This is a genomic window from Primorskyibacter sp. S187A, from assembly GCF_049800955.1.
GTDB lineage: Bacteria > Pseudomonadota > Alphaproteobacteria > Rhodobacterales > Rhodobacteraceae > JAKVBH01.
This window is the reverse complement of record NZ_JBNAGA010000001.1, coordinates 898,235-923,584: the sequence shown is the minus strand read 5'-3', so window position 1 is coordinate 923,584 and position 25,350 is coordinate 898,235. Positions and strand designations below refer to the sequence as shown.

The following is a 25,350-nucleotide window of genomic DNA, read 5'->3' as shown; positions in this document are numbered from 1 at the left end:
AGGCACAAACTTTGTTTGTGACGGGGCAGAGCCCCAGCTAGCCCGCCAAAAGCGATTGCGCCGCAGATCGGGCCGCATCCGTGACACCAGCGCCGGAGATCATCCGCGCAATCTCATCCACACGCTCCTCTCTAGCGAGCGGATCCACACGGCTCAGCGTGGCACCGCTGACCACTGCTTTCGAAACACGCCAATGATGCGCCCCAAGCGCGGCCACCTGAGGCGAATGGGTCACCACAAGCACCTGCCCGCTATCGGCCAATTGCTGCAAGCGCCGCCCCACCGCATCGGCGGTCGCCCCGCCCACGCCGCGATCAATCTCATCAAAAATCATTGTCCGGGCGCCTGCGTCAGACAAGCAAACTTTCAAGGCCAGCAAGAACCGGCTGAGCTCACCCCCCGACGCAATCTTGGCAAGCGCGCCCGAGGGGGCGCCGGGGTTGGTGGCCACGCGAAAGGCCACGGCATCGCTGCCAGACGGGCCCGGCTCAGCCTCCGACATCTCCGTTGTAAACACCGCGCGTTCCATCTTCAGAGGCGCAAGTTCGGCCATGACGGCGCGATCCAGCCGTTTTGCGGCTTGCGTTCGTGCTGTGCGCAGCTTCTGCGCTGCGGCCTCATAGGCCTCCCGGGCCGCTTGAGAGGCCTGCTCAAGCTCTGCCACATTGCCCGCGCCTGCATCGAGAGCCGCCAGGCGTGCTGCAAGGGTCTCCGCCAATTCCGGCAATGCTTCGGGCGTCACATTGTGTTTGCGCGCCAAACCGCGCAGCGCGAAAAGCCGCTCTTCCGTCGCCTCGAGAACATGGGCGTCAAAGGCCATGGTCTCGAGCGCATCCGAGATGCCGCGGGCCGCATCGTCCAGTTCCACCAAGGCGCGGGACACTGCCGCCAAAGGGGCATCCAGCGTCCCGTCAGCATGTTCTGCAGCGCCTTCGAGCCAGCGCAGCGCATCGCCCGCCTGCCCTTCCGCCCCATCAGGGCCCAGAAGGCTCGCGGCCCGCTGGACTTCCTCGCCAATCCGCTCTGCCGCCTGCATCAAACGCCGCTTGGCATCCAGCGCGGCGTCTTCGCCCTTTTCCGGCGCGAGCTGTGTGAGCTCTTCGACCGCGTGACGCAGGAAGTCCTCTTCCTCTTTCAACGCCCGCAACTCTGCCAAGGCTGCGTCGAGGGCCTGAGCGGCAGCGCGTTTGACGCTCCAAGCCTTTGCAACAGCCGCGCGTTTGCTCTCCAGCCCGCCAAAGGCATCGAGAATATCCCGATGGGTGCGCGGGTTGAGCAGACCTCGGTCATCTTGCTGTCCATGCAATTCGATCAGGGTTTCCGATATCTGGCGCAAGACATCACCGGACACACGGCGATCATTGACCCATGCGGTTTTGCGCCCGTCTGATGTATTGATCCGTCGCAGGATCAACTCCGAACCGCCCGGCAGACCGGCCTCTTCCAGAATGGCATGGGCGGCGTGCCCTTCGGGCAGATCGAATACCGCGACGACCTCACCCTGATCCTGCCCTTGCCGGACGAGTTCAGCCCGTCCGCGCCATCCCAGCACGAAACCCAACGAATCCAGCAAGATAGACTTACCCGCACCGGTCTCACCCGTGAGCACGTTGAGCCCGGGCCGAAACTCGAGTTCCAGCCGGTCAATGATCAACATGTCCCGAATATCAAGTGCGCGCAGCATGCTCGTCTCCGACGGAGGGCCCGCCCTCTACAGCCACTCGCCTCTGACCATCTGACGGTAGACGGCCGACAGCCAGCTGTTGCCGCGGACCTTGAGCTCAAGACCTTGGCCCGTCAGAAGGGCGAAGCTGTCCTCATACCAATCGCTGGATTGATAGTTGAAGCCCAAAATCGCCCCCGCGGTCTGTGCCTCATCGGTCAGGCCAAGCGAGAGATAGGCTTCGACCAGACGGTGCAAAGCTTCGGCCGTGTGGGTCGTTGTCTGGAAATCCTCAACGACGACGCGGAAGCGGTTGATCGCGGCTGTGTAGCGTTCGCGCTTCAGGTAGAACCGCCCAATCTCCATCTCCTTGGAGGCGAGGTGATCGAAGGCGAGGTCAAACTTGAGGATCGACGACCGGGCGTATTCACTATCGGGATAGCGCTCGATGACTGTCCGTAGCGCTTGCAGCGCCTGAAAGGTCAGACCCTGATCCCGACCCACGTCTTCGATTTGGTCGTAATAGGACAAGGCCAGCAGGTACTGCGCATAAGCCGCGTCTTCATCGGCAGGATAAAAGTCGATATACCGCTGCGCTGCTGCCCGCGAGTTTTCATAGTCCCTGTCCTTGTGGAACGCGAAGGCCTGCATGATCACAGCGCGTTTGGCCCAATCAGAATAGGGGTAGAGCCGCTCGACTTCCTGAAAGAAGCCCGCCGCCTCGCCAGCCTTGTTGCGCGCAAGTTCATACTCGCCGCGACCGAAGATTTGCTCTGCCGTGAAAGACTCGATGGGCGTATTGGCAAAACCGATATTGCCACGCGTGTTCACGAAGGAATCGCCGCATGCGGCCAACCCGGCCACGACAAGCACCATGGCTCCGCCGAGGCGCAGCCTAGCCGCTCTGTCTGGTGATGTTCTGCCTGTCTTGCGCATCAAACCTGTCCGACCTCACGTCTCGCTCTCAATGCCGGTTTGCCCGACTTGTCTGCGCTGCACCCGAAAGGCATGCGCAGATGCGTCAAGACATACACCAGCGAGATTAGGATGGGAATAGCTTGGACGCCCGCGCCCGACAAGCGTCCGGACGCGCCCGAACTGTCACACTCAAGCGACAGCGGGAACCTCATCACGGCGCACGCCAACGCCCGGCAGCATGGCCGTCAGAGAGGGATCACATTCGACCCAGGCAATGGCGCCCGGCGTCTCAAAAAGGGCGCGCAGCAGGCGGTTTGTCATGGCATGACCCGAACGCACGCCCGTGTAGGTGCCCAGTATCGGGGCACCGGCCAAGGCCAGATCGCCAACCGCATCAAGCATCTTGTGGCGCACGGGCTCATCGGCGTGACGCAGACCTTGCCCGGATTGCACCTCCGCGCCATCAAACACCACCGCATTCACCCCCGGCACACCGCCCAGAGCCAGGCCATTGGCGCGCATCGTATCCACGTCAATCCGGCGACAGAAGGTCCGGCTATCACAGAGCTCACGCACGAACGCGCCATTGGCGAGGCTCATGCGACGGCGCTGTTTGCCAATCGCAGCCTCGTCGAAGTCAATTTCGAATTCCATCGAGAGATGCGAGCCCGGCGCCAGACGAGCCCAGCCTTCCGGTGTTTCGACGGTGACGGATTTCATCACGCGGATCGCGCGTACCGGGACGCCCTGCCCTTGCAGGCCCCGGCTAAGGAAAGCGTCGACAAATTGCGCCGACGACCCATCAAGGATCGGAACTTCAGGGCCATCAATCTCGATCAATGCGTTATGGATGCCGCAGCCTGCAAGAGCGGCCATCAGATGCTCAACGGTCGAGATGCTCACGCCTGCGGCATTGACGAGCTTGGTACACAGCGGCGACAGCTCGACCTGATCCCAGCGGGCTGGGACAAGCGCGTCGCCCACCATCACATCAGTGCGGCGGAACCAGATGCCATAATCTGCCGATGCCGGGCAGACACGCATCGTAACCGGCTGGCCAGAATGCAGGCCAACGCCGGAAAAGCGAATTGCGGATTTTAATGTCGTCTGCACGGTGACCTCAAGAGTGGCTCATCATCTGCGGCTTTCACCCGGATCATCCCTCCGGACGGTTTACCGCCATTAATCTCTGCCTAGCCCAGCCCTCGCGCGATGCTCAAATCACGTATTGTAACCTGAGTGTAACAAGATGAAGCCCCCTTGAGCGAAAGCCCGCCTCACGTCCGCAACCAATTGTTTTCAAAAGAAAAACGGGCCCCGAAATGGGGCCCGTTTCGCATGTTTCGTGATGCTTTTAGTTGGCTTGACGCCGCAGGAATGCCGGAATTTCGATCCGTTCCTGATCTGGATCAGCCTGCGCCTCGGGGGCCGGGTGCGCCGCGGGCGCCTGCATGCTGGGCTGTTGACGCGCCACGGGGGGCTCCTGGCTCGCGGAGCCGTGACCTGTCATGCGGTTGATGAGCGAGTTCAACCCAAAGCGGGATTTCTCGGCATCATGAGCTTGCGGCGCGGCAGGCTGAGCTTGCGGCGCGGGATGGCCCTCATGGGTCCGCGCATGCTGTGCTGCTGCTTGCAGACGCGCCATCGCTTCAGGCGTCGGCGTGCCGGGCGCTGGTGCGCGCGGGGCCACGAAGGCGTCAGCCGGATCGTCCACGGATGTCATGGGATCAAAGGCTGGAACCTGCGGCTGATAGGCCGGGGGCGGAAGACCATCGTCAGCCGCGGCCGTGCGGTCATCAAAGATGTTGTCTGCTTGCTGTGCAACTTGGCGGCCATCCATGTCGTCGCGGTCAAAAAGCGAAGGCTCTTCAGCGGCTTCTGCCATGGACGGCGCGGGCTGCGATGCAGCTGTTTGAGCCGATGCGGCCACCGATGTGATTGCCACGGCAGGTTCGGGGCGCGCCGCGGGTGCGGGGGCAAACTCTTCATTCGCCGGGGCCACCTCTGCTGCGGGCAAGGGCTGCGCCATGGACCGGCGCGGCACGGGAATGTCTTTCGCTTTCTCGGACGCATCGATGCCTGTCGCCACAACGCTGACCCGCATGCCGCCGGCCATGACGTCGTCCAGAGTCGAGCCCACGATGATATTGGCATCCGGATCCACTTCTTCGCGGATGCGATTGGCGGCTTCGTCCAGCTCGAAGAGCGTCAGATCGTGGCCGCCCGTGATGTTGATCAAGACGCCTTTTGCGCCTTTGAGGCTGATCTCGTCGAGAAGCGGGTTGGCAATCGCCTTCTCGGCTGCCTGCACCGCGCGATCTTCGCCTTCGGCCTCGCCTGTGCCCATCATCGCCTTGCCCATCTCGTCCATCACGGCGCGCACATCGGCAAAATCGAGGTTGATGAGACCGGGACGCACCATCAGGTCCGTCACGCCTTTGACGCCCTGATACAGAACGTCATCAGCCATGGAGAAGGCTTCTGTGAAGGTTGTTTTCTCGTTGGCGAGGCGGAAGAGGTTCTGATTGGGGATGATGATCAGCGTATCAACGACCTTTTGCAGCGCCTCAACACCGTCCTCGGCCTGACGCATGCGCTTGCCACCCTCGAACTGGAATGGCTTCGTCACAACGCCGACGGTCAGAACGCCAAGTTCCCGGGCCGCCTGCGCAATGATGGGCGCCGCACCGGTGCCGGTCCCGCCTCCCATGCCTGCCGTGATGAAGCACATGTGCGCACCGGCGAGGTGATCGACGATCTGCTCGATGCTCTCCTCTGCTGCCGCTGCGCCGATGGTTGCTTTCGCGCCAGCGCCAAGCCCCTCGGTCACTTTCACACCCAGCTGCACACGGCTGGAAGACAACGACTGCTGGAGCGCCTGAGCATCTGTGTTCGCGACAACAAAGTCCACGCCTTCCAGCGCTTTCTCAATCATGTTGTTGACCGCGTTACCACCTGCACCGCCTACACCAAATACCGTGATCTTCGGTTTCAAATCGTCCTGTCCGGGCACCGAGAGGTTCAATGTCATGTCTATCCGCCTTGTCTGCCTGTTGACCCCGCTCCACCCGGGGCGCGTTTTACCGCGTATTGCGTGACATTATGGCGGAGGCGAAGGACTGCGTCACGTCAAATTCTCGATTTATCCACAAAATATAGGCCAATTTTAGGCGGAATCGGCGGTATTTCGCGGGTCGATCATAGATTTTGGGATGCTGGGCACTAAGCACACCAAACCTGCCGGTAGAATCAGGGCTCTACCACGCGAATCTCTCGTTTTTGGGCACCTGCTCGTGCCGTTTTGCCTCTTCAACCGATCTTTCGCCGGTTATCACAATTGCTTAACAGATTCTCTTAATGTTGTCACGATGCTGTGGTGCACTTTCCGCCAACCACAACCTGTATTGCTCTCACCAATTGTCCCGGAACCATTGCACCGCCCGTTTGAAGGAGCGTGCCGGATAGCGATCCACGGGGATTTCGAAATCCCACCATTCGTCCTGTGGATGGGCCGCGAAAAGACAGAGCCCCACCGTCGCCGCAAAGCCCGGTCCCGTGACAGCCTGTGGCAGGCCGTGGACGCGCAGCGGACGGCCGAGGCGCACCTGGTGCCCCAGAATGCGCGCCGCCATGGCATCCAAGCCGGGGATCTGGCTTGCGCCCCCTGTCAGCACGATCTGCTGGCTCGGCAAGTGATCAAAACCTGCCGCATCAAGCCGGAGGCGGACTTCTTCAAGGATTTCCTCAACCCGCGGGCGCATAATGCCAATGACCTCTGCCCGGCTCGCGGTCCGACGGTCATGTTCCCAATCGCCGGTGTCGCCGCCGATCTCGATCATCTCGCGGTCATCCATACCCGTGGCGACCAGTCCGCCATGCACGGTCTTGATCCGCTCTGCCGTCGACATCGGCACCTGCAGACCCAGCGAGATGTCCGACGTCACGTGATCGCCGCCCATGCGAACGGTATCGGCATAGATCATGTGTTTCTTCATGAAGATCGACAGACCCGTGGTGCCGCCGCCCATATCGATGCAGGCCGCGCCCAGCTCCTGTTCATCTTCCACCAGCGCGGAAATACCCGAGACATAAGACGACGAGGCCAATCCCGCCAATTCGAGATCACAGCGCTTCACAGCATAGGCGAGATTTTGAATAACCTGCGCATTCACGGTCAGCATATGCATATCCGTGGAGAGCGCATTCCCCATCTGCCCGCGCGGGTCGTTGAGCCCGGTGCGGTGATCCAGCGCGAAGTTCACGGGTTGCGCATGCAGCACATCCCGGCCCTGCCCGTAGTCCGGCACATCGCAAGCCGCCAGAACGCGCGCGACATCCTGCTCGGAGACAACCTCTCCCGCAACATCGACTTCACCGGCCAAACCGTAAGAGCGCGGATCTGCGCCCGAGAAGCACGCAATCACATGATCAACCCGGATGCCCGCCATCTTTTGCGCCGACTGCAACGCCGTGCGCACAGCGCGCTCCGTCTCGCCCATGGCAGCGATTTCGCCAAACCGGACCCCGCGCGACCGTGTCGTCGCAGCGCCAATCACCCGGAAGCCAGATTGCCCGGCCAGCGAACCGATCCCATCGTCGCCCAGCTTGTCCGTCCCGTCAAAGCGCAGCACAAGGCAGGCAATCTTGGAGCTTCCAACATCCAGAATAGCGATGACGCCGCGTTGCATCGCCGCTTCGCGCATCCGCCGCATCGCCCGTTGAGATTGGTAAAGTTCAATCATTGCTCAGCCGCCCCAAATCCAAATTCCACTGCCTTGATCCTCCGCAGTTCTTCGACTGCGTTTTCCTTCATCCGTAACGTCGGGCGATGCCGCAACCGCAAGTCCACCGATGCGATATCGCGATCCAGCAGGTCCATGGCCGCATCCATCGCAATGACGCGTTCGAGCGCGCGGACCGGCCCATCGACGGGCAACATGATCCGCTTGTCCTCGTCCAGCACCACATCCCAGCGCCGCTCCCCCATGCGCATCAGGCCGCGTATCTTGCCCAGCAGCGGCCCCGCCGCATTGATGATCTGCAGGGCTTCCCCCACAGCGTCATCGGCGCCATCGCCTACGATAAGCGGCAAATCGGGCCGCTCGGTCCGCCGCACAAGGGGGCCCACGCGAAATCCCTGCGCATCGAGAACTTCGATCCCCTGCCCCGACCGCCAGACCACAGCCGGCAACCGTTCTGTGATCTGGACACGCAAGGTGCCCCCCGGCTGTATCCTCAGTGAGACACGCTCAACCGGGTCCAAGCCTGCGATGGTCTCACGCATATGATCCAGATCGAGATCAAAGGAGGAAATCGGAAAATCCACGGGCAGGATTTCATGGATGTCCTGCGCAACCTCGGCGCTGGCCCCGTCGATCTTCATGAGCTTGACCATGAATTCCGGCCGCTCTTCGATGGCCGCGCGCATATCGACAAAGACCTGCACCACATGATCGCGGCGTGTCTCGTCGGCGAGGTACCCGCCCGTCACTGCGAAGGCCACAGCCATCGGCACACCGACGCGCAGCGCCAGCCGAAAGAGCGGCGTCAGCATCAAGCGCTGCATCCGATAGGCCCAACGCGATGGCGCGGGATCCGCGCGCTTTGGAGCGGAGGCGAAAGACGGCTGATCAGAGGGCGCATTGGGCACGGGCCCGCCATGGGCGGGATGATAGGCGGTCCGCATTATCTTTGGCATGAGGCATCCTCCACCATCCAGCGACACATCTGCGCAAAACTCATACCCACTTGTCCGGCCTGCTCTGGCGTCAGCGAGGTCGGCGTCATGCCGGGCTGCGTATTGGTCTCCAACAGGATCAAGCCTTCGGCGCCCTTGCTCTCGTCCCAGCGGAAATCCGTGCGCGTCACACCGCGACACCCCAGACACGCATGCGCTTTGAGCGCGTAGTCCAGACAGAGGTCAAAAATCTCCCGAGGCACCTCAGCCGGCACCACATGGCGCGACCCGCCTGCCTCATACTTGGCGGCATAGTCGTACCAGCCGTCCGTCAGGATATCTGTCACCGACAAGGCGCGATCTCCCATGACAGTCGTCGTCAGCTCACGGCCCGGCACAAAGGCCTCGACCATAACTTCGTCGGGCATATCACTGGACAATTGCGGCGGGCCATTGGCCACCTCATGCACGATGTAGACGCCAACAGAAGAGCCCTCATTATAGGGCTTCACAACATAAGGCGGCGCCATGACATGACGGCGGCGCACCTCATCTGCGGGAAACAACCCAGATGGCGCAACAGGCAATCCCGCCGCGCGGTAAGCCGCCTTGGTGCGCTCCTTGTCCATCGCCAGGGCAGACGCCAGCACGCCGGAATGCGTATAGGGCAGACCAAGCCACTCCAGGACACCCTGAACGCAGCCGTCCTCGCCAAAGGGTCCGTGCAAAGCGTTGAAAACAACGTCTGGCGCAATAGCCTTCAAATCTTCCACGAGCGTCGGGCCGGCATCAAGCTCCACGACGTCAAAGCCCTCTTCACGCAGCGCGGCTGCGCATTCTCGCCCGGAGACAAGCGATACAGGGCGCTCCGCAGAGGGACCACCCAACAGGACTACAACCTTAGAAGCCGCCCTTCGCGACATACCCAAACCGCCTCACCAAAGCGCCGGATGTGCCGCAGACCTGCGACACTCACGCTGTCTTGTTGTTCGGGGCCTGCTCGCCCCTCTTGCCTGAAATGCTCCGGGTTGGCCCGGATGCAGCGCCATTTTATGGCTTAATCCTCGTGCGTGCCTGCAAGTGGCTCACCACAACGGATCACTTCCCAGTGTAGCTCTATTCCACTGGTTTGGAAAACCTTTTTTCGCACGTCTTCGCCCAGACCTTCCAGATCCGCAGCGCTGGCGTCGCCTGTGTTCACAAGGAAGTTCGAGTGCTTCGGGCTCATCTGCGCCCCGCCGCGCCGCGCGCCGCGCATTCCCGCATCATCGATGACCTTCCACGCTTTCAGCTCATGGCTGTCATCAGCCTGTCCGGTAGAGGAAAAGCCTGCGGGATTGCGAAAGGTTGAGCCCGCCGTGCGCTCCTTTGTGGGTTGGGTCTCGTCTCGCTTGCGAAGTTGCGCCTCCATCTTGCGGGCCAGCTCGGCCGGATCGCCTGGCTCGGCTTGAAACACCACCTGCGTGATCACACATCCTTCCGGCAAATCAGTCTGGCGATACCGAAAGCGCAGGTCCTCCGCGCTCAGCGTAATCATCGTCCCATCACGCGTGACCGCCCGGGCCTCAACGAAATGATCGGCAACGTAGGATCCGTAACAGCCCGCATTCATACGAACAGCACCGCCGATCGCACCAGGAATGGTGCGCAGGAAGGTGAGGTCAACCCCTGCGTCCGCCGCGCGCCGCGCCACATGCGCATCAAGTGCGGCCGCGCCAGCCACCACACGGGTGCCGTCCACGGATATAGCGTTGAACCCCCGCCCCAAACGGATCACGACCGCGCGCAATCCCCCATCACGCACGATCAGGTTGGATCCAACCCCCATTGGAAAAACCGATACCTCGCGGGGCAAGGCGCGCAGAAACTCCGCCAAGTCCGCCTCATCAGCGGGTTGAAACAGCCAATCCGCCGGACCACCCACACGTAGCCATGTCAGATCGGCCAATGGTTTTCCCGGCGTCAGACGGCCTCGAACCTGCGGCATCTCCATGGCGCGCTCCTTCTTTTGTCTGCAAATACCTTGGGGGGAACGCGCGGCACGCGCGTGGGGGGCTAGCCCCCCGCTCCCGCGCGCCCCTTGATCCAACGCCATAAATAAATCACCGGCCAGCGCAAGAGGCTCATGCCCGCGAGCATGACAAACAAGCCAACCCAAGGCCCGTGCTGCCAAGTGACAAAGCCCAAAATAGGCACACCAATCGCGATGAGCACGTAGGCCCATGTCCAATGGTTGTCACGCGACGGCAGCATCGCAACCAGATTGGCCGCAAGCGCCCAGGCGCAGGCAAGGGTCAGCGATGCCGTCATTGCGTCCGACCACGCGGCGCGACCAAGCGTCCCAGCCCCAAGCCCACAAGTGAGCCTGCCGCAGAGGCTGCAAAGATCGTCAGCATCCCCGACAGGATCAGACCCAACGCCAGATCACCGCTCAGGTAGCGCCAGATCGCAAGCGCCACAGCCAGCAGGACCGGCGGGATAACCAACCACAGCTCGATATTGCGCTGCCCCTTGAGGCCCGCATAGAGCCCCGATGCGCCGAAGAGCACGAAAAAGAAAATCGAAAGTGTCATGTGTTCTGCCTTTCCTCGATAGCGCCCCGGCGTCTGTCGCGCCGGTGACTCAAGCTGTCAGTCTCTCGACCAACCCGTAAGCCCAGGCCGAGATCGTTCCCGCACCCAGACACACCACCATATCTCCCGGCCGCGCCTGTTCGCGGACCAGCCGTTCCAGATCATCCTCGTCCACAATGGCCCGGGCATGCCGGTGCCCGTGCCCGATCAGCCCCGCGACCAGATCATCACGAGACGCCCCCGGGATCGGCTCTTCGCCCGCCGCAAACACTTCGGCAATTGCCACGACGTCTGCTTCATTGAAGCAGGTGCAGAAATCCTCGAAATGATGACTGAGCCGGGAATACCGATGCGGCTGATGCACAGCGATAACACGACCCTCAGAGGCCTGCCGCGCCGCTTTCAGCACAGCGGATATTTCCACCGGGTGGTGTCCATAATCGTCGATCACTGTCACGCCACGTGCGTCGCCCACACGGGTAAACCTTCGGTTAACACCGCCGAACTTCGCCAGCGCCTGACGGATCTCTTCGCTGCGCATCCCAAGGTGACGGCATACCGCCACTGCCGAGAGCGCGTTGGAGACGTTGTGATCCCCGGGCATCGGCAAAGTGCATCCTTCGATGACCCGGTCTTCGCCCTGCAAGGCGATATCAAAATGGGCCACGCCCTTCTCATAGGTCAGGTTCACGGCGCGCACATCGGCTTGCGCATTGAAGCCATAGGTGACGATCCGGCGGTCCGTGATCTTGCCCACCAAGGTCTGAACATCGGTATCATCGGTGCAACACACCGCCAGCCCGTAGAAGGGGATGTTGGAGACAAAATCCAGAAAGCCCTGATGCAGGGCCTCTTCGGTGCCCCAATGCTCCATATGCTCGGGGTCAATATTCGTGACGATGGCGATGGTCGCGGGCAGCCGGTTGAAGGTGCCGTCGCTCTCATCGGCCTCCACAACCATCCACTCGCCCTGCCCCATGCGGGCATTTGAGCCGTAGGCATGGATGATCCCACCATTGACGACAGTCGGGTCAAACCCGCCTGCGACCATGAGCTCGGCCATCATCGTTGTCGTCGTGGTTTTGCCGTGGGTTCCCGCAATCGCGATATTGGATTTGAGCCGCATGAGCTCGGCCAGCATCTCTGCGCGTCGTACAACGGGCAGACCCTTGGCGCGCGCCTCATCGAGCTCTGGGTTGCCGCGTTTGATCGCCGAGGAGATGACGACCACTTCAGCATCGGCAAGATTTTCGCCCCGCTGTCCCTCGAAGATATGTGCGCCCAGTTTTTCCAACCGGTCGGTGATCTTTGAGCGTTTCAGGTCCGACCCCTGCACGACATAGCCGAGGTTCAGCAACACTTCCGCAATGCCGGACATGCCAATGCCGCCAATGCCAACAAAATGAATTGGGCCCACGTCCCCGGGCAGTTTGGTGGCGGCATTCATGCGGCGTGTCCTCTTGTGCTCAATCCCTCAACCAGATCCGCAAGATCGCGCGCGGCATCAGGGCGCGCCAGCGTCAGCGCGGCCTGGCTCATCTGCAACGCGCCTGCGGGTTGGCTGAGGATGGTGTGTATCTGTGCGCTCAACGTCTCAGGCGTGAGCTGGCTTTCCGGGATGACAATGGCCGCACCCGCCTCTGCCAGCCCGCGCGCATTCGCGCTCTGGTGGTCGCCCGCTGCTGCCGCATAGGGCACAAGGATCGAGGGACGGCCAATCAAGGTGATGTCAGCTACGGAAGACGCCCCTGAGCGCGAGATGACCAATTGCGCCTCGCTCATACGGCGCGGCACATCCTCAAAGAACGGCTGGACATCCGCGTTGATGGCCTGCTCGGCGTAATACGCACTTACCCGTTCGCCGTCTTCGTCCCGGGCCTGATGCGACACGCGCAGATTGGACAGCATCTCAAGCGGCAGGGCTGCAATTGCAGGCGGGACGACATCCGACAGGATGCGCGCGCCTTGGCTGCCACCAATCACGAGAACCTGCATCGGGTAATCGCCGGGCTGGATGTAAGGCGCTGCGGCTCGTTCAAGCACGGCCCCCCGCACGGGATTGCCCACGTAAATGCCCTCGACGCCCTCGGGCAACGCAGTCGGCCAGATACCACAGGCCACTGCCTCCACCCGCTTTGCGAAAAGTGTGTTCACCCGGCCCAAAACGCCGTTTTGCTCATGAATGAGGCGCGGTATCCGCAAAAGCCAACTGGCCGCGATCGCCGGGATCGACGGATAGCCCCCAAAGCCTGCAACGCAGGCGGGTTTGTCACGCAGCATCGCGCCCACGGCAGACGCCACACCCGCTCCAATGCGAAATGGCACAGCCAGCTTCGCCATGAGCCCACCGCGCGCAAATGTGGCCGAGGCCAGTTGCACAATCTCGACGGCGTCAGGGAAGTTGCCCGTGTAGCGCGCGCCGCGCGCATCGGTCGACAGCTTGACCCGCCAGCCTCGCGCCAGCATCTCCTCGGCAAGCGATTGGGCGGGAAACATATGCCCGCCCGTTCCGCCCGCCGCAATGATGAGGAGTGGCCGCGTCATGACCGCCGCCCTCGCAAGAGATCTCCGATCTCGCCTTGCGGGCGTGTGCGTGTGAAGGCCAGCAGCATGCCAACGGCAATCCCCGTCGCAATCACGGAGGAGCCGCCATAGGAAATGAAGGGCAGCGTCATGCCCTTTGCGGGCAGCAGGCGCACCGCAACACCCATGTTGATCATCGCCTGAACCGCAAACATCGCCACGAGACCTGTGCCCGCGAGGCGAATGAACGGATCACGCTCCCGCATCAAGCGCGTGAAGGAGCTGACCGCAATCCCCGCGTAAAGCGCGATAATGACCAGTACGAGAATGAGACCATATTCCTCGGCTGCAACCGCAATGATGAAGTCGGTATGCGCATCCGGGAGCGACCATTTCACCTGCCCCTCACCCACGCCTACGCCAAAGAACCCACCTTCGCGAATAGCGTTGGTGGCGTAACCCAGCTGGGTCGTCGGATCGACATCAGGGTTCAGAAAGCCATCGATGCGGCGCGCGAAATGCTCGGAATTGGAATAAGCCACTGTCCCCGCCAGGACGACTGCCCCCGCAATACCGACCAGCAGAAGCATCGGCGCGCCCGCAATGAAATACATCACGCCCCAACCAAAGAGCACGAGGCAGGCCTGCCCGAAGTCCGGCTGCAGGGCCAACATCAAAACGATGGAAACACAGAGCATGAAGGACCACATTCGCCCCGGCGGGCCATTGATCTCTTGCGCGGCAGACAGCATCCACGCGGCCACGATGACAAATCCCGGCTTGAGGAATTCGGACGGCTGGATTGAGGCAAAGCCCAGCGAATACCAGCGCGTGGCACCCTTGCCAAAATCCGTCCCAAAGAAAGGCAGAAGCGCGAGCGCCACGAAAGCCACGAGAAAGCCAAGCGTCGCCAAGCGGCGCACCAGCGTTGGTGACATCATCGAGGTCAGGATCATGGCCAGAAGCGCCAGCCCGCCAAAGACCGATTGGCGCGAGACATAATGGAACGGTTCAAATCCGTTCTTGGACGCCAGCGGCGGAGAAGCCGCAAGGCCCAGCAGGATGCCGATGGCAAAAAGGGTCAAGACAAAGCCGAGCGTGACCTTGTCGATGGTCCGCCACCACTTTGGCAAAATGGGCTCGCCGCCCCCCGAGGGCGCGGCACCATACACCATTTCCGTCATTTGAAACCTGCTACTCGATTGCCTGCACTGCCTGTCCCCGTCGTAAGGCGCGGGGTGTTTTGCAGAAATGTAGCGGAATTTTCGCGCTCAGGCCAGATAAAAGCGAATCACTTACAGCCCATCGCCTCAGAAAAGCTGCCGCGCCCCTGGTGTGGGCCAATGTCACGGGCCGTGAGGGCGCCATCTGTGAGCGTCACCGCCATGAGGCGGCGCCAGTTGGCATCTGCCACGATGATTTCGGGGGCTGCGCCGCAATCGCGGATGCCACCCGCAATATCACGCTCGCCGATCCGGTGATTGGTCACACCGGGCAGGCTGGCAACCTCGGCGAGCTTGTCTTGCTCGAACCGCCAGACCCGCAAGGTCTTGGCCAGATGCGGACGATCGACATACGCGAGCTCCATGCGCCCATCGCCATCGAGATCTGCAGCGCCGATGCCAGTGGGCGCGAGCCAGCGAAACCGTGTGCCGATATGCGGTGTCGCTGCAATCTGGCGCAGCTCCCCTGCGCGCAGCCCCCAGATCGCCAGACGCGCACCGCGCGTCTCATGGCTTTCGACCGTGATGACTTCCGGTGCACCATCGCCATCCAGATCGATCACTCTCGGGGCGGTATCTTCAAAAACATGCACGTCGGGATAGCGCGCGCGGATCTCGCGGCCATCGCTGAGCGTCACGCGCAATGTGTCATGCTCAATCGCATCGCCCAGAACCGCATGGGGATAGCGCTCTGTGGGCCCCACGTAACGTGCGGCGGTAATCTCAGCGGCCTGCGCGGCGCTCACCAAGAGCACAGCGCCTGCCACCGCGCCGCGCGCCAGAGACAGACAAACGCGCGACAGAAAACGCGGCGCCCTACCGGGAAAAGGCAAGGCCTTCCGCATTTGCCCGCCGCGCCTCAAGGACATCAGATTTGCTTTTCGGGCATCTGCACGACAAGGCCATCCAGCGCATCAGTAACCTTGAGCTGGCAGGTCAACCGCGACCGCGCGGGATCAGGCTCATAGGCGAAATCAAGCATGTCTTCTTCCATGTCTTCTTTCGCAGGCAGCTTCTCCACCCAGGCGGGATCCACATAGACATGGCATGTGGAGCAGGCGCAGGCCCCGCCACAATCCGCCTCAATCCCGGGAATGCCATTGTCACGTGCGCCTTCCATGACGGTCAGGCCATTGGCCACGTCCACTTCATGTTTGGTGCCATTGTGCTCAATATAGGTAATCTTGGCCATGGAGGCTCTCCTGCAAAAGTGTTCCGAGCGTTTCTAGCCAAGGCAGATAGGGCGCGCCAGCCCATTTTGCGAGGGCCGATGGTGATCTTTCATGCGGGATGATCCCCCGGGACAAGTGTTTGCAAGCCCCCGGATTTGTTCTATATTTGTTCCCATGCAGATCATAACGCCCCCCTCCCAGAGCGATGGCCCGCCCACCTGGCCGCGCCCGCCCGCCTGCGCCACAGCCCATCAGCTCGTACACCCGCCCAATGGCGCGCGCGTGAGCGTGGCGGGGCTGGTCATTCTTCGGCAGCGGCCCGGAACAGCAAAGGGCGTCATCTTCTTGACGCTGGAAGATGAAACCGGCGTTATCAATATCGTCGTCTGGCGGGCACTCTACGAGAGGTTTCGCCGGGCGGTTGTGTCCGGGCGGTGTTTGCGGGTAACGGGGCGCATTCAGCGGGAAAACGGCGTCATCCACGTGCTGGCTGAGAAAATCGAAGACATTTCGTACCTTTTGGACACACTTCTTGAGCCAAATCACCACGCGCCCCCCTCCGCGCTTCCCCCGGACCCGGCTGCGCGCTAGGTTTGTCTCAATAATGAGGCAGACACCGCAAAGGTGACCGAGCATGACCAGAGGCCGCAGACCACAGCCTGCCGTGCCGCTCTTCCTGAGCGCGTGCGCCTTTGTGCTGTCAGGATGCATGCAGAACTACGACGAGCCTGCCCGTTTCACCGCGCTGGAGGTATCACGTATCGCGCCTCCTCCAGGCGCGCCGGCCGACAGCTGCTGGGCTCAGGACGTCACGCCTGCCGTGATTGAAACCGTGACTGCGCAAGTGATCGTTTCTCCAGCCCAATATGACGAGACAGGGCAAATCATCCGCCCCGCGAGCTACGCCACCGAAACCCGACAGGAAATCGTGGAGCCGCGCCGTGAGATCATTTTCGAAACCGTTTGCGCAACAGAAATGACGCCACAGTTCATCGCCTCCCTGCAACGCGCGCTACAGGCTCGCGCGATTTACCTGCATGAGATCACCGGGACGTTTGACCCTCAGACAGATGCCGCCCTGCGCCTCTATCAACGCACCCAAGGCCGCGAGACCGGGCTTTTGACGATTGAGACCGCGCGGGAATTTGGCCTGGCGCCCGCCGTCTGGAACTGAACCACCCTCTCCTACCAATGAAAAAAGGCGCTCAAAAGAGCGCCTTTTCTTTAGACTGTAGGGCCTTGCATCACTCTTCGAGCGAGAGCGCCACAAAACGGGGATCACCGGCGCGGCGCACCAGCAGCAGGAGCGACTTGCGTCCTGCCTCTTTCGCTGCGTCCACCTGAGCGGTGAAATCCTCGATCCCGGCCACCTTTTCCTGTCCGGCTTCGGTGATGAGATCCCCAGCACGCAGGCCTTTCTCAAACGCGGCGGAGGTTTCCTCCACATCCGTGACCACAAGGCCTTCCGCCCCTGCAGACAGCTCCAATTGCTCGCGCAGCTCATCGGTCACGGGCATCAAGGTCATACCAAGGGTTTCGAGCTCTTCAGGCACGTCCGGCGCATCGCCCGGCTGTGCTGCAGGAACAGCCGCTTCGGCGGTCTCACGACGGCCCAAAGTCACTGCGATGGTCTGTGTCTGACCATCCCGCATCACGACGACACGCACGGTTTTGCCGACATTCGTTTCGCCAACCTGGCGCACGAGCCCACGGGTATCAGCGACATCGACGCCATCAAAAGTCATGATGACATCACCGGCCTCAATTCCGGCCTCGCGGCCCGGACCCGGCGGGACATCCGTGACCAAGGCACCTGCGGCTTCCTCCAGACCAATCGCCTCCGCGATTTCGTCCGTGACGTCCTGAATGCGCACACCCAGCCAGCCGCGGCGCGTTTCACCGAACTCTTGAAGCTGATCGATTACGCGGGTCACGACGTTGGACGCCATGGAGAAGCCGATGCCAATGGATCCGCCATTGGGCGAGAGGATCGCGGTATTCACACCGATCACCTCACCATCCATGTTGAACAGCGGCCCACCCGAGTTGCCCCGGTTGATGGCGGCATCCGTCTGAATGTAGTCGTCATAGGCGCCAGACAGGGCGCGACCCCGCTGCGAGACAATCCCGGCCGACACAGAGAAGCCCTGCCCCAGCGGGTTGCCCATGGCCATGACCCAATCACCGACACGCGCCGTATCACTGTCCCCGAAGTTGACGAACTTCAAAGGACGATCGGCCTCGACCTTCAACAGGGCGATATCGGTGTTGGGATCGGTCCCGATCAATTCGGCGGGCAATTCGAAGCCTTCGAAAAACTCGATCAGGATTTCATCAGCGCCTTCAATGACGTGATTGTTCGTCACGATGAAGCCGTCCTCGGAGATCACAAAGCCTGAGCCAAGCGCAGAGGAGCGGCGGGGCCGGTTGCCCTGCCCGTTACGATCCTGAAATTCGCGGAAAAAGTCCTCGAAGGGAGAGCCTTCCGGCACGATGCCCTGCGGGCCGGTGCGCCCGGCGACCGTTGTCGAGGTTGTGATATTCACGACCGAAGGGCTGATCGTTTCAGCCAATTCAGCAAAGCTTTCCGGCGCAGCGCGCGCAGTGCTCGCGAGCGCGGCGGCAAAGACAAACATCAGCGAGATGCCTGCCATCCACATCAAACGCAGACGCGACGCCTCCTCGACAGGGCGCGCCTCCACGAATGCTTGGGGGTGTTTCTGAGGTTTCAAGGGTACTGGCCTCCTTCAGGTCCGCTTATCTGTGCGGAATAGATTGATGCAACTAAGGTAGGGACCAAAAAGCCACATGCAAAATTTCATTTCCGTGACACACGCGTGTGTGATTGCTTTGTAACGAAATCGCGAGCGCCTGCGGGGGTCACGCCCCCAGCAATTTCGCGCCCCAAACCAACAAAACACCAAAGGCAAGCGCCATGAGCCCCATGCTGCGCCTTTGCTCTTCGGGCACCATCCGCATCATCTCAAGCAACCGCTCCACAAGCGAAGGGGCCAGCGCATAGGCCAGCCCCTCCACAATCAGCACGAGCCCGAGCGCCAGAAGCGCCGTCTCGACAAAGCTCATTGGCCAGCGACCGCGCCTTGATCAGACTTCAGGTAGTTGAAGAACTCGCTGTCCGGCGACAGCACCATGGTCGAGTTATTGCCCTGAAGCGCACGCTCATAGGCCGTCAACGACCGGTAGAACTCAAAGAACTCAGGGTCTTCGCCGAAGGCTGACGCAAAGATGTTGTTGCGTCGTGCATCCGCTTCACCTCGGATGATCTCGGAGGTCTTGTTCGCCTCGGAGACAAGCTCAACCACGGTCCGATCCGCCTGGGCACGAACCCGTTGCGCGGCCTCGTTACCACGGGCGCGTTCGTCAGTTGCTTCCCGTTCCCGCTCAGCCCGCATCCGCTCGAAGGTCGCGTCAAGGTTTTCCGCCGGGAGGTCGGTCCGTTTCAAACGCACGTCAACAACCTCGATACCGAGGCTCTCGGCTTCGCTGATCGCCCCGTTCCGGATGCGCAGCATCAGCGCTGCCCGGTCCGAGCTCAGGATGTCATTGGACGACACGTTACCCAGAACGCCCCGCAGCTCGGCGCGCAAAATACCATCAAGACGGTTTTCAGCGGCCATTTCGCCACCCGTACCAACGGCTTGGCGGAACTGGTTCACGTCAACGATGCGGTAGCGCGCGAAGGCGTCAACCACGAGACGACGATCATCCAGCGGTGTGACTTCGAGCGGCTCCACGTCAATAGACAGGATCCGGTCATCGTAGCGCACCACTTCCTGAATAACAGGAAGTTTGAACGCCAGACCGGGGTCTTCCTTGATCGCCACGATCCGACCAAACTGCAGCACAAGTGCCTTCTCACGCTCGTCGACGATGAAGATCGAAGACAGGCCCAAAGCACCGATGACAAAGAGCACCGGTAGAAGAAAAGCAGATTTTTTCATCAGTTGGTTCCTCCCGCAGGACGACGCAGCTCATTGAGCGGCAGGTAAGGCACGACGCCTTGTCCACCTGCGCCACCCGCGCTTTCATCGAGAATGATCTTGTCCACACGGCCCAGCACGTTTTCCATCGTTTCAAGATAGAGACGCTTGCGCGTGACCTCGGGTGCCTTTGCATATTCCTCCAAAACGGCCGAGAAGCGCGAGGCTTCACCTTCCGCTTCGTTCACGACCCGCGCCCGGTAGGCTTCCGCCTGCTCAAGCACCTGCGCCGCTTCACCACGCGCTTCAGCAAGCACACGGTTGGCATAGGCATCCGCCACGTTTTGCAAACGGTCCCGCTCCTGTTCAGCGGCCTGAACGTCGCGGAATGCGTCGATCACGGGCTGCGGCGGGTCGGCTTTGTCGAGGTTGACCCGGACAATGTTAACGCCGGCATCGTAGGAGTTGAGCGTGTTCTGGATGAGATCCTGAAGACGATCGGCAATGGCCTGACGATCCCTGTTGAGGATCGGGGCCAGCTCGGATTGCGCGATGATCTCACGCATGGCCGATTCAGAGACCGCCCGAATGGTGGGCCGCGCATCGCGCAGGTTGAACAGGAACTTGTCCGGCTCAGTGATGTTCCAGACCACCTGGAAGTCGATATCCACGATGTTCTCATCACCCGTCAGCATGAGCCCGGCATCCGAGCCCCGCGCGCCCACACCGATCTCTTCGGTCTGTTCGCGCGTCACCGGAATAACCTCTGCGGTGACCAGTGGCCAGGGCGCGAAATTCAGGCCGGGATTGCCGATGGACGAAAACTCGCCAAGAAACAGCTCAACCGACTGCTCTTCCGGGCGCACCGTGTAAAAGCTTGCCATGCCCCAAAGCACGAGCGCACCCACAAGACCAAAGCCAATCATGCCTTTGGAGATGCCGCCACCGCCGCCGCCGGAGCCACCTGTGCCAGATCCGCCGCCGCGGCCGCCCATGAGAACGCGCAGCTGCTCCTGGCCTTTTTTCATCAGCTCGTCGATTTCGGGGATCTGAGGCCCGTCATCGCCGGGCCTGCGCCCGCCGCCACCGTTATTGCCTCGGTTGTCGCCCCCGTTCGGGCCACGCCCGCCAGAGCCGCCCCCACCCCAGGGGCCTCCGGAATTGCCTGCCATCTAAGTACCTTCCCTTTGGGTCAAAAAGTTTAGCGTTCACGCTTGCCTTCATACCTGTGCGCGCGCGCGCGAATTTCAAGCCGTGCGCATCGGTGATCGCATCGTTACAAGTTCTTCCGACATCGTCGGATGAACCGCGACGGTCCGATCAAAATCCTCCTTGGTGGCGCCCATTTTGACGGCAATGCCCGCCAGCTGGATCATCTCGCCCGCATTTGGCGCCACGATATGACACCCCAGAACCGTCCGATTGGCCTTGGACACCACGAGTTTCATCAAAACCCTGTCTTCGCGACCTGCAAAACTTTGCTGCATCGGTTTGAAGGAGGTGCAATAGACCTCAACCTCTTCGTTCTCGCGGGCGGCCTCCTCGGACAGGCCAACAGTGCCCAGCTCAGGCTGCGTGAACACCGCCGAGGGGATCAGATCATGATCCACGGGCGTTGGATTGCCTTTGAACACCGTCTCGACAAAGGCCATGCCCTCGCGGATCGCCACAGGTGTCAGGTTGACCCGATCCGTCACATCGCCGATGGCGTAGATCGAGGGGACAGCGGTTTGCGAAAAGGCATCGACGACAACCTGGCCATGGCGACCCAGCTCAACGCCGACCTCTTCCAACCCCATGCCCTCGGTATTGGGCGCGCGGCCCGTGGCAAACATGACCTCATCGTAATGGCTCTCTGTGCCATTGGTCGCCTTGACCCAAATGCCCTCGCCATCACGCTTCATCTCGAGAATGTTCGTGCCCAGATGCAGATCGACGCCCGCCTTGCGCATCTCTTCGGCCACGAGGCCACGCGCTTCATCGTCAAATCCGCGCAGGACCTGCGCACCGCGATAAAACTGCGTCACCTGCGCGCCCAAGCCGTTGAGAATGCCCGCAAACTCACAGGCGATATAGCCGCCTCCCACGATGAGAACGCGCTTGGGCAATGTCTCGAGATGGAAGATTTCATTGGATGTGATGGCCAGCTCTTCACCGGGGATGCCGGGCTTCACGGGCTTGCCGCCCATGGCCAGCAGAATGTGTTTGGCCGTCTTGGTCTCACCCGTGGAAAGCTGGACCGTATGCGCATCCTTGACCGTCGCACGGGCATCAAACATCTCCACATCTGATCCCGCCAGAAGCTTGCGATAGACCCCTTCGAGACGATCCAGCTCGGCCTCAAGTTTTTCCTTGAAAACCTGCCAGTCAAACCCGCCCGCATGCATCGCCCAGCCATAGGACGCGGCATCCTTCGCCATCTCGCCGTAGCCGCTGGCAAAAACCATCAGCTTCTTGGGAACACAGCCGCGCTGCACACAGGTCCCCCCGTAGCGGTCTTCCTCCGCCAGAGCGACCTTGGCGCCGGTCTCACCCGCCGCCACACGCGCCGCACGCACACCGCCGGACCCGCCGCCGATGACAAAAAGATCATAGTCGAATGTCATGCTGTATTCCTTATCGCGCGACGCTGCCGGTCAGCTGCGGTCAATCAAGATCCGCAAAGAGATTGTCGGTTTCAACAAAATCAAGCCGATCCTCTTCTTCCGTGCCCTCATTGATATCCTTGACCACCACACGGCCATCGCCATAGCCAATGACCACTGTGTCGCAGATATCTATGAAGAGGCCATTTTCCACGACACCCGGCATTTGATTGATCACAAGTGCGAGTTGGCGGGCATTCCCGATGCGCTGCAGGTGCAAATCGAGGATATGGTTGCCTTCATCAGTGACATAGGGCGTCGCACCGTTCATGCGCAGGCTGGATTCGCGCCCCAGAACATCCATCGAAATCAGTGTCTCTTCGACCAGCGCCTGCGTCGTTTGCCAGCCAAAGGGGACAACTTCGACAGGCAACGGAAAAGCGCCCAATGCCTCCACGCGCTTGGCCGCATCGGCAATCACAATCATGCGATCTGACGCCGTGGCCACGATCTTCTCCTGCAAAAGCGCGCCACCGCCGCCTTTGATCAGGTTGAGCTCATGATCGAACTCATCCGCGCCATCAATGGTCAGATCGAGCCATTTGGCCTCATCCAGCGAGATGACTTCGATCCCGACATCCCGCGCGAGTTCGGCCGTCCGCGTCGACGTGGGCACGCCTTTGAAACGCAAGCCATCATCACGGACCTTCTCCCCCAGACAGCGCACCAACCACGCCGCGGTTGATCCTGTACCAAGCCCGACACGCATGCCGGGCTCTACAAATTCCGACGCGCGCTTGGCGGCAACAAACTTCGCTTTGTCGATGGGGGACAATTCACCGGTCATGGGGCAGCTCTCCAGATCTTGCACAATGCTTATAGACGCGCCCCCAGTGGGACGCACCCCCCAAAACGCGGCCACGTCCCTCAAGGCCGCGTCTGCGAAGCAAGCTGTCGCTTTCCGCGTGTTTTCCCGCGCCGCTCTGCCCTATGTGACGGCCATGGCTTACAGACTGCACTACGCGCCCGACAATGCGTCGCTCATCATCCGCTTAGCGCTGGAGCTGGCAGAGGTCCCCTTTGAGACGCTGCTTGTCGATCGTCGCGTGTCCGCGCAGCACAGCGCCGATTTCCGCGCGCTGAACCCGCAGGGGCAAATCCCTGCGCTGGAGACGCCCGATGGCCCCTTGTTCGAGACCGGTGCGATCCTGTGCTGGCTCTCGGAGCGGCATGCGGAGCTGGGACCAGCCCCCGGGACGGCCCTGCGTGGGCGGTTTCTGAGCTGGCTCTTCATGATCTCCAACACCTTGCACCCCGCCCTCCGCCAGACCTTTTACGCCGACAGGTTCATCGCGGCGGATCTGATGCAGGATTTACGACACGGCCTACAAACAGAGATCCGGCGGGCGCTTGATCTGCTGAACATCGAGGCCGCGCGTGGCGACGTTATGGGAGCGTCGCCCCTGACGGTGCTGGACATCTATGTCGGGGCCTGCCTGCGCTGGCTCCGCTTGTATCCGGTGGACAAACCCGGTCTGACGGATCTGGAGCCTTGGCCCAATCTGAGCAACATTTGTTTACAGCTAGACGCCCATCCCGCTTGCGCGCGCGTCGCCGCGGCGGAAGGGCTGGGGCCCCATCCGTTCAGCGCCCCCGACTTGCCCACCCCCCCTGAAGGAAGTGCGACCTGACATGTTTCTCTCCGTTTTCGATATGTTCAAGATCGGCATTGGCCCGTCGTCCTCCCATACCATGGGCCCCATGGTGGCGGCCGCGCGCTTTTTGCAGACCTTGCGCGACGCGCCTTACAGATTCCACGGCCTGCGCGCCTCACTGCATGGATCCCTCGCCTTCACCGGTGTGGGTCACGCCACAGACCGCGCCACAATTCTTGGATTGGCCGGGTTCGAACCCGAGCGCTACGATCATGCACAGGCCGAACGCAGCCTCGATTTGATCCGCCGAGACAAACAGGTCTGCCCCGATGGCCTGCCTCCACTGGCCTTTGATCCGGAACATGATCTTGTGTTTGACTACGGCCCGCCCCTGACCGGCCACGCCAATGGCATGATCCTGAAGGCCACCGATGCGCAAGGCGATATCCTTCTTCAGGAGACCTATTATTCCATCGGCGGCGGGTTTGTCATGACGGAGAGCGAACTGGCACAGGGCAAGGCGACCGATGAAGGCGCGCCTGTGCCCTACCCGTTCAAGACGGCAACCGAGATGCTCGAGATGGCGCAGAGTTCTGGCAAAACCATTGCCGAGATGAAGCGCGCCAATGAAATCAGCCGAAACGGCGAAGTGCGCTTGCGCTCCGGGACGGCGCGGCTCTGGGATGTCATGAATGCCTGCATCGAGCGCGGCCTGACCACTGACGGAATTCTGCCCGGTGGGCTTAGCGTCAAACGCCGCGCGAAAGGCATACATGACGTCTTGTTGGCCGAACGCGGCATGAACATGAACGCACCACATACGATCAACGACTGGATGAGCGTTTACGCGATGGCCGTGAACGAAGAAAACGCCGCTGGCGGCCAGGTCGTAACGGCGCCCACCAATGGCGCGGCGGGCGTTGTGCCCGCGGTGATCCGCTATTGGCTGGATCACGTGCCCGGAGCCCGCGCGTCACAGATCGAGGAATTTTTGCTCACTGCGGCTGCCATCGGCGGGTTGGTGAAATTCAATGCGTCTATCTCGGGCGCGGAGGCCGGGTGTCAGGCGGAAGTGGGCTCTGCTTCCGCCATGGCCGCAGCGGGACTTTGCGCCGTGATGGGTGGCACAGCGGAACAGGTCGAGAATGCAGCCGAAATCGCGTTGGAGCATCACCTCGGGATGACCTGTGATCCCGTGAAAGGTCTGGTTCAGGTGCCTTGCATCGAGCGCAATGGGTTGGGCGCGATCAAGGCGGTATCGGCGGCCTCGCTGTCTTTGCGCGGCGACGGCACGCATCTTGTGCCGCTCGATGCCTGTATCGAGACCATGCGGCAAACGGGCCTCGATATGAGCGAGAAATACAAGGAAACGTCGCTTGGGGGATTGGCCGTAAACATTCCCAATTGCTGAGCGCTCTCG

25 protein-coding genes are annotated in these 25,350 nt (G+C 61.4%); 4 read left to right on the top strand and 21 right to left on the bottom strand.

Going from position 1 to position 25,350, the window contains the following annotated elements; all coding sequences use genetic code 11:
* Window positions 1–37: 37 nt before the first annotated feature.
* From recN to ACP15S_RS04625, 15 genes are all read right to left on the bottom strand, one after another.
* Window positions 38–1,684 (bottom strand): DNA repair protein RecN, encoded by a 1,647-nt coding sequence (gene recN / locus ACP15S_RS04695; protein ID WP_425038417.1) that lies wholly within the window; start codon window positions 1,682–1,684, stop codon window positions 38–40.
* A 27-nt stretch (window positions 1,685–1,711) separates the two neighbouring features.
* Entirely contained in the window at window positions 1,712–2,599 is an 888-nt protein-coding gene (locus ACP15S_RS04690; protein ID WP_425038416.1) for an outer membrane protein assembly factor BamD, read from the bottom strand.
* A 171-nt stretch (window positions 2,600–2,770) separates the two neighbouring features.
* Window positions 2,771–3,694: a UDP-3-O-acyl-N-acetylglucosamine deacetylase gene (lpxC, locus tag ACP15S_RS04685; protein ID WP_425038415.1), complete on the bottom strand. Its 924-nt coding sequence runs from the start codon at window positions 3,692–3,694 to the stop codon at window positions 2,771–2,773.
* Between the two features lie 241 nt (window positions 3,695–3,935).
* Window positions 3,936–5,612 (bottom strand): cell division protein FtsZ, encoded by a 1,677-nt coding sequence (ftsZ, locus tag ACP15S_RS04680; RefSeq protein ID WP_425038414.1) that lies wholly within the window; start codon window positions 5,610–5,612, stop codon window positions 3,936–3,938.
* 379 nt (window positions 5,613–5,991) lie between these two features.
* Window positions 5,992–7,323 carry a cell division protein FtsA gene (gene ftsA / locus ACP15S_RS04675; protein ID WP_425038413.1) on the bottom strand — a complete coding sequence of 444 codons (1,332 nt, stop codon included), beginning with the start codon at window positions 7,321–7,323 and terminating at the stop codon, window positions 5,992–5,994.
* A complete protein-coding gene (locus tag ACP15S_RS04670; protein WP_425038412.1) occupies window positions 7,320–8,279 on the bottom strand; it encodes a cell division protein FtsQ/DivIB in 960 nt (319 codons plus the stop codon). The genes ftsA and ACP15S_RS04670 overlap by 4 nt, the downstream gene beginning before the upstream one ends.
* On the bottom strand, window positions 8,267–9,181 hold the full coding sequence (locus ACP15S_RS04665; protein WP_425038411.1) for a D-alanine--D-alanine ligase: 915 nt from the start codon (window positions 9,179–9,181) through the stop codon (window positions 8,267–8,269). Before ACP15S_RS04665 ends, ACP15S_RS04670 begins: the two co-directional genes overlap by 13 nt.
* A 134-nt stretch (window positions 9,182–9,315) precedes the next feature.
* The gene (gene murB / locus ACP15S_RS04660) at window positions 9,316–10,251 is read right to left on the bottom strand and encodes a UDP-N-acetylmuramate dehydrogenase (protein ID WP_425038410.1); all 936 of its coding nucleotides are present in this window, start codon (window positions 10,249–10,251) and stop codon (window positions 9,316–9,318) included.
* 62 nt (window positions 10,252–10,313) lie between these two features.
* Window positions 10,314–10,568, bottom strand: a complete 255-nt coding sequence (locus ACP15S_RS04655; RefSeq protein ID WP_425038409.1) for a DUF2484 family protein — start codon at window positions 10,566–10,568, stop codon at window positions 10,314–10,316.
* Window positions 10,565–10,831: a hypothetical protein gene (locus tag ACP15S_RS04650; protein WP_425038408.1), complete on the bottom strand. Its 267-nt coding sequence runs from the start codon at window positions 10,829–10,831 to the stop codon at window positions 10,565–10,567. Before ACP15S_RS04650 ends, ACP15S_RS04655 begins: the two co-directional genes overlap by 4 nt.
* A 49-nt stretch (window positions 10,832–10,880) precedes the next feature.
* Entirely contained in the window at window positions 10,881–12,278 is a 1,398-nt protein-coding gene (gene murC / locus ACP15S_RS04645; protein WP_425038407.1) for a UDP-N-acetylmuramate--L-alanine ligase, read from the bottom strand.
* Window positions 12,275–13,375: an undecaprenyldiphospho-muramoylpentapeptide beta-N-acetylglucosaminyltransferase gene (murG, locus tag ACP15S_RS04640; protein WP_425038406.1), complete on the bottom strand. Its 1,101-nt coding sequence runs from the start codon at window positions 13,373–13,375 to the stop codon at window positions 12,275–12,277. Before murG ends, murC begins: the two co-directional genes overlap by 4 nt.
* Complete coding sequence (ftsW, locus tag ACP15S_RS04635) at window positions 13,372–14,538, bottom strand: putative lipid II flippase FtsW (RefSeq protein WP_425038405.1); 1,167 nt, start codon at window positions 14,536–14,538, stop codon at window positions 13,372–13,374. The genes murG and ftsW overlap by 4 nt, the downstream gene beginning before the upstream one ends.
* Before the next feature lie 107 nt (window positions 14,539–14,645).
* On the bottom strand, window positions 14,646–15,326 hold the full coding sequence (locus tag ACP15S_RS04630; RefSeq protein ID WP_425039652.1) for an FG-GAP repeat domain-containing protein: 681 nt from the start codon (window positions 15,324–15,326) through the stop codon (window positions 14,646–14,648).
* Between the two features lie 119 nt (window positions 15,327–15,445).
* Window positions 15,446–15,769, bottom strand: coding sequence for a 2Fe-2S iron-sulfur cluster-binding protein (locus ACP15S_RS04625; RefSeq protein ID WP_425038404.1), 324 nt, complete (start codon window positions 15,767–15,769; stop codon window positions 15,446–15,448).
* 154 nt (window positions 15,770–15,923) lie between these two features.
* On the opposite strand from ACP15S_RS04625, the gene ACP15S_RS04620 reads away from it, so the two are divergent.
* Both ACP15S_RS04620 and ACP15S_RS04615 read left to right on the top strand, forming a co-directional pair.
* The gene (locus tag ACP15S_RS04620; RefSeq protein WP_425038403.1) at window positions 15,924–16,340 is read left to right on the top strand and encodes an OB-fold nucleic acid binding domain-containing protein; all 417 of its coding nucleotides are present in this window, start codon (window positions 15,924–15,926) and stop codon (window positions 16,338–16,340) included.
* Between the two features lie 43 nt (window positions 16,341–16,383).
* On the top strand, window positions 16,384–16,923 hold the full coding sequence (locus ACP15S_RS04615; RefSeq protein ID WP_425038402.1) for a peptidoglycan-binding domain-containing protein: 540 nt from the start codon (window positions 16,384–16,386) through the stop codon (window positions 16,921–16,923).
* A gap of 70 nt (window positions 16,924–16,993) precedes the next feature.
* Here the strand turns inward: ACP15S_RS04615 and ACP15S_RS04610 are convergent, their stop codons facing one another.
* From ACP15S_RS04610 to rpiA, 6 genes are all read right to left on the bottom strand, one after another.
* Window positions 16,994–18,409 (bottom strand): Do family serine endopeptidase, encoded by a 1,416-nt coding sequence (locus ACP15S_RS04610; RefSeq protein ID WP_425039651.1) that lies wholly within the window; start codon window positions 18,407–18,409, stop codon window positions 16,994–16,996.
* Window positions 18,410–18,629: 220 nt separating this feature from the next.
* A complete protein-coding gene (locus ACP15S_RS04605; RefSeq protein ID WP_425038401.1) occupies window positions 18,630–18,833 on the bottom strand; it encodes a DUF2065 domain-containing protein in 204 nt (67 codons plus the stop codon).
* Window positions 18,830–19,711: a protease modulator HflC gene (gene hflC / locus ACP15S_RS04600; RefSeq protein WP_425038400.1), complete on the bottom strand. Its 882-nt coding sequence runs from the start codon at window positions 19,709–19,711 to the stop codon at window positions 18,830–18,832. Before hflC ends, ACP15S_RS04605 begins: the two co-directional genes overlap by 4 nt.
* On the bottom strand, window positions 19,711–20,862 hold the full coding sequence (gene hflK, locus ACP15S_RS04595) for an FtsH protease activity modulator HflK (RefSeq protein ID WP_425038399.1): 1,152 nt from the start codon (window positions 20,860–20,862) through the stop codon (window positions 19,711–19,713). Before hflK ends, hflC begins: the two co-directional genes overlap by 1 nt.
* Window positions 20,863–20,937: 75 nt before the next feature.
* A complete protein-coding gene (gene gor, locus ACP15S_RS04590) occupies window positions 20,938–22,296 on the bottom strand; it encodes a glutathione-disulfide reductase (protein ID WP_425038398.1) in 1,359 nt (452 codons plus the stop codon).
* A gap of 40 nt (window positions 22,297–22,336) precedes the next feature.
* Window positions 22,337–23,122 (bottom strand): ribose-5-phosphate isomerase RpiA, encoded by a 786-nt coding sequence (gene rpiA / locus ACP15S_RS04585; protein WP_425038397.1) that lies wholly within the window; start codon window positions 23,120–23,122, stop codon window positions 22,337–22,339.
* A gap of 46 nt (window positions 23,123–23,168) precedes the next feature.
* On the opposite strand from rpiA, the gene ACP15S_RS04580 reads away from it, so the two are divergent.
* Window positions 23,169–23,966, top strand: coding sequence for a glutathione S-transferase family protein (locus ACP15S_RS04580; RefSeq protein ID WP_425038396.1), 798 nt, complete (start codon window positions 23,169–23,171; stop codon window positions 23,964–23,966).
* A 1-nt stretch (window position 23,967) separates the two neighbouring features.
* A complete protein-coding gene (locus ACP15S_RS04575) occupies window positions 23,968–25,341 on the top strand; it encodes an L-serine ammonia-lyase (protein WP_425038395.1) in 1,374 nt (457 codons plus the stop codon).
* The last annotated feature ends 9 nt before the right edge of the window (window positions 25,342–25,350 follow it).